This window comes from Sphingomonas sp. (assembly GCF_051962185.1).
Lineage (GTDB): Bacteria > Pseudomonadota > Alphaproteobacteria > Sphingomonadales > Sphingomonadaceae > Sphingomonas.
Genome location: NZ_JBQCCN010000057.1, coordinates 1 through 4,154 on the forward strand (window position 1 = coordinate 1; position 4,154 = coordinate 4,154).

The 4,154-nt window shown below is 65.7% G+C and carries 6 protein-coding genes; all 6 read left to right on the forward strand.

What is annotated here, in order from left to right:
• Positions 1-1,245: class I tRNA ligase family protein (locus ACTHJR_RS03660; protein ID WP_440521753.1), on the forward strand; the 1,245-nt coding region annotated here is incomplete at its 5' end.
• A complete protein-coding gene (lspA, locus tag ACTHJR_RS03665; RefSeq protein ID WP_440521754.1) occupies positions 1,242-1,763 on the forward strand; it encodes a signal peptidase II in 522 nt (173 codons plus the stop codon). The genes ACTHJR_RS03660 and lspA, both read left to right, overlap by 4 nt.
• On the forward strand, positions 1,756-2,166 hold the full coding sequence (locus ACTHJR_RS03670) for a DUF3035 domain-containing protein (protein WP_440521755.1): 411 nt from the start codon (positions 1,756-1,758) through the stop codon (positions 2,164-2,166). The genes lspA and ACTHJR_RS03670 overlap by 8 nt, the downstream gene beginning before the upstream one ends.
• A 246-nt stretch (positions 2,167-2,412) precedes the next feature.
• The gene (locus tag ACTHJR_RS03675; protein ID WP_440521756.1) at positions 2,413-3,450 is read left to right on the forward strand and encodes a COX15/CtaA family protein; all 1,038 of its coding nucleotides are present in this window, start codon (positions 2,413-2,415) and stop codon (positions 3,448-3,450) included.
• Positions 3,447-3,758 (forward strand): divalent-cation tolerance protein CutA, encoded by a 312-nt coding sequence (gene cutA / locus ACTHJR_RS03680; protein ID WP_440521757.1) that lies wholly within the window; start codon positions 3,447-3,449, stop codon positions 3,756-3,758. The genes ACTHJR_RS03675 and cutA overlap by 4 nt, the downstream gene beginning before the upstream one ends.
• Before the next feature lie 201 nt (positions 3,759-3,959).
• Positions 3,960-4,154, forward strand: a 195-nt coding sequence (locus tag ACTHJR_RS03685) for an uL13 family ribosomal protein (protein ID WP_440521758.1), incomplete at its 3' end; no start/stop codon positions are given.

Here is a 4,154-nt window from a genome sequence, read left to right on the forward strand (position 1 = left end):
TATCTGCGCGACCCGGCGGTCAACGATCGCATCGTCAAGGTGTTCGAGGTGGGCGGCGCCGATGCGTGGTTCACCGCCGACCATCAGGCGCTGCTCGGCCCCGACTACAAGCTCGAGGATTTCGAGCCGCAGAACGACATTCTCGACGTCTGGTTCGATTCGGGCTCGACCCACGTCTTCACGGTCGAGGCGCGGTATGGGGCGGGCGTGCGCGCCGACCTCTACCTCGAAGGATCGGACCAGCATCGCGGCTGGTTCCAGTCGTCGCTGCTCGAAAGCTGCGGCACGCGCGGCCGCGCGCCCTATGACGCGGTGCTGACCCATGGCTTCGCGCTCGACGGCAATGGCCGCAAGATGTCGAAGAGCCTGGGCAATGTCGTCGATCCGCTCAAGATCATCGCGGAATCGGGTGCCGACATCCTGCGCATGTGGGTCGCGTCGGTCGATTATTTCGAGGACGTGCGGATCGGCAAGGAAGTGCTGGCGACGACCAGCGACGCCTATCGCAAGCTCAGGAACACCTTCCGCTACCTGCTCGGCGCGCTCGACGGCTTCACCGAGGCCGAGCGCGTCGCGCCGAAGGACATGCCGCAGCTCGAACTCTATGTGCTCGACCTGCTCGGCAAGCTCGACATCGAGCTCAAGGCGGCGACCGACGCGTTCGAGTTCAATCGCTATCTGCGCCTGCTGACCGACTTCGCGCAGGACGACCTGTCGGCGTTCTTCTTCGATATCCGCAAGGACTCGCTCTATTGCGATGCGCCGATGGACCTGAAGCGCCGGTCGTACCGCACTGTGCTCGATGTGCTGTTCCACGCGCTGGTGCGCTATGCCGCGCCGATCCTGGTCTTCACCACCGAGGAAGCGTGGCAGGAGCGGTTCCCCGACGCCGACGGCTCGGTCCACCTGCTCGAATGGCCCGATTTGCCCAAGGTGCCGGGCGACAAGGTGATCGCGACCGAATGGGACGATCTCCGCCGCCTGCGCGCGCAAGTGACCGAGGCGATCGAGCCGTTCCGCCGCGACAAGGTGATCCGATCGAGCCTCGAGGCCGACGTGACCGTGCCCGACATGCCGCTGCCCGCCGCCGACCTCGCCGAGGCGTTCATCGTCGCCAAGGTGGGCAAGGGCCCGCTGTCGGTCGCTCGGACCGACTATCACAAATGCGGCCGCTGCTGGCGGCATCTGCCCGAGGTCAAGGAAGACGGCACTTTGTGCGATCGCTGCACGGAGGTCGTATCGTGAGCTGGAAGCTGCCCAGGCTCGGGCTGATCAGCGCCGCTGCGTTCTTCGTGCTCGATCAGCTTATCAAATGGCTGGTGATCGGGCCGATCGGGTTGACGATCGAGGGTGACGAGCGGATCGTGCTGCCGATCTTCACCTTGCGCAACGTCCACAATCACGGCGTGTCGCTCGGCTTTCTGCGCGCCGACAGCGCGACATCGACCTGGCTGCTGGTCGGTATGACCGGCGCGATCGCGGTCGCCGTGCTGGTATGGATGTGGCGCGAGCGCAATCGCTACGACCAGTTCGCGCTGGGCATGATCGCGGGCGGCGCATTGGGCAATATCCTCGATCGCGTGCGACTCGGCTACGTCCAGGATTATGCCGATCTGCACTTCGGCGCATGGTCGCCGTTTTTGAACTTCAATCTTGCCGACACCGCGATTACGGTGGGCGTGCTCATCCTGCTCGCGCGGGCACTATTGGTGCGCGACAAGCCGCGGGCGGATGGAGCCGATGTGGAGAAGTCGAATGCGTAAGGTTGTGCCGATTGTTGCCGTGGCGGGCGTCGCTATGTTGCTCGCCGGGTGCGGCCATCGCGGGTTCGACCGCGCGCGTCCCGACGAATATGCGGTCGCCCGCGCCCAGCCGCTGGTCGTGCCGCCCGATTTCTCGCTGCAGCCGCCGCAACCGGGCGTGACTCGTCCGCAGGACAACAATCCGTCGGCGCAGGCGCTCGACGCGCTGTTCGGCGGCCCCGCGCCGCGCAGCCAGTCGGAGAACAGCACGCTCGATTCCGCCGGCGGCGATTCGGCCAGCCCCGGCATCCGCTCGGACGCTGGCGACCCCGACACCAAGGTGGTCGACAAGGGCGGCACCACCCGCGACATCGTCGCCGCTCCCGAAGGCGACGGCCAGAGCGCGCGCGCAACCGCGAACTGATTTACCGATTGGCGGTCTTTCAAATCCTCCCCAAGCCTGCTTGGGAGGGGGCCATTTGCGTAGCAAATGGTGGATGGGCCGCAGCCGCGTAGCGGCGAGGAGGGGATTTGCACCTCCATCACCCGCTGACGCGGGCGGTCCCCCTCCCCCAGACAAGCTGGGGGAGGATTTTGAAATGGTGTTCCGCGGCCCGGGACAATTCGCCCACCCTTCGACAACCCCGCCGCGACCCGATAAGGGCGCGGCATGTCCTCTTTCTCCCCCAATCGCGAGCGCCCGCGCACGATCGCGGCATGGCTGTGGTTCGTCGCGGCCCTGATCATCGCGATCGTCGTGGTCGGCGGTATCACCCGCCTGACCGAATCGGGCCTGTCGATCACCGAGTGGAAGCCGCTGACCGGCATCATCCCGCCGCTCAACGACGCGCAATGGCAGGCCGAATTCGCCAATTATCGCAAGATACCGCAGTACGAGGCGATCCATGCCGGCATGACGCTCGCCGGATTCAAGAGCATCTTCTTCTGGGAATATATCCACCGCCTGCTCGGCCGGCTGATCGGCACGGTATTCGCGCTGCCGCTCTTGTGGTTCGCGATCCGGCGGCAGATTCCGAAGGGCTATTGGTGGCGGCTGGTCGCGTTGTTCGCGCTCGGCGGGCTGCAGGGCGCGCTCGGCTGGATCATGGTGCGATCGGGGCTGTCGGTGCGGACCGAGGTCGCGCCGTTGCTCCTCGCCGCGCACCTGCTGACGGCGCTGTTCACGCTGTCGGGTATCGTCTGGACCGCGCTCGATCTCCAAGCAATGGCGCGCGACCGCCGTTCCCGGCCGGCGCGCCTGACCGCACTCGGATTCCTCGCCGGCCTGATCCTGTTCGTGCAATTGTTCTACGGCGCGCTGATGGCGGGACTCCGCGCCGGGCTCGTCAGCGACACCTGGCCAGGCATGACCGGCGCCTTCTCGACCTTCTTCCCCGGCCCCAGCCAGGCGGGCGAATCGCTGGGCACCCTGCTGACCGGCGATCCGCAGATCGTCCATTTCATTCATCGTTGGTGGGCGTGGGTCGTGGTGGCGATGCTGGTCGTGCTGGCGCGCAAGGTCAGGAAGCTCGATCGCGGCGCGTCGATCGCGATCCACAGCGCGTTCGGCGTGCAAATCCTGCTCGGCATCGCGACGGTGATGACCCAGGTCGACATCACCCTCGCGGCGCTCCATCAATTGGTCGGCGCCTTGCTGCTGGTCAGCGTCGTCTGGGGAGCGCATGTTCTCGGCAGGAGGCGGGCATGAGCGACATCGCGATCGTCCAGGCGACATTCGGCGACCCGGCGGAAGCCGCGCTGGTCGCGCGCAAGCTGCTCGAGGAAAAGCTCGCGGCCTGCACCTCGCTCATGCCGGTGACGTCGGTCTATCGCTGGCAGGATGTGGTCGAGGAAGCCGCCGAAACGGTGCTAACCGCCAAGACCACGCTCGATCTCGCGACCCAGGTGGCCGCGCGGATCGCGCAACTCCACAGTTACGACCTGCCGGTGGTCGAGCGCTGGGCGGTCGCGGTCGACGACGCCGTCGCTTCATGGGTGCGGGACTCGACCGGCTAAATTTCGGGCCAAGTTCTGTCCGGTATCATGGTACCCGTCAGCAAAAGCCCGGTTTCGCTTGACTTTCGGGGCCTCGGTCGGCATTTGGCCGCCACGAACGCGGTTCCCTCAACCGGGTTCCCATGAAAGTAATACTTTCATGGGCGCCCTGCCGGGGGCCGCGCGTTTGTTTTAACGCCATAACCGGAAGGTCAACAGCCCATGAAGGCGCTGATGAAGACCACCAAGTCGGCCAAGCCGCACGAGGTGGAGAAGAAGTGGCACATCGTCGATGCCACCGATCTGGTGGTCGGCCGCGCCGCGGTCGTGATCGCCAATGTGCTGCGCGGCAAGCACAAGACCAGCTTCACCCCGCACGTCGATTGCGGTGACAATGTCATCGTCATCAACGCCGAC

Coding starts and splice junctions, on each gene's coding strand:
- ACTHJR_RS03670 (WP_440521755.1), top strand. CDS start 1,756: ATGCGTAAGGTTGTGCCGATTGTTGCCGTGGCGGGCGTCGCTATGTTG.
- ACTHJR_RS03675 (WP_440521756.1), top strand. CDS start 2,413: ATGTCCTCTTTCTCCCCCAATCGCGAGCGCCCGCGCACGATCGCGGCA.
- cutA (WP_440521757.1), top strand. CDS start 3,447: ATGAGCGACATCGCGATCGTCCAGGCGACATTCGGCGACCCGGCGGAA.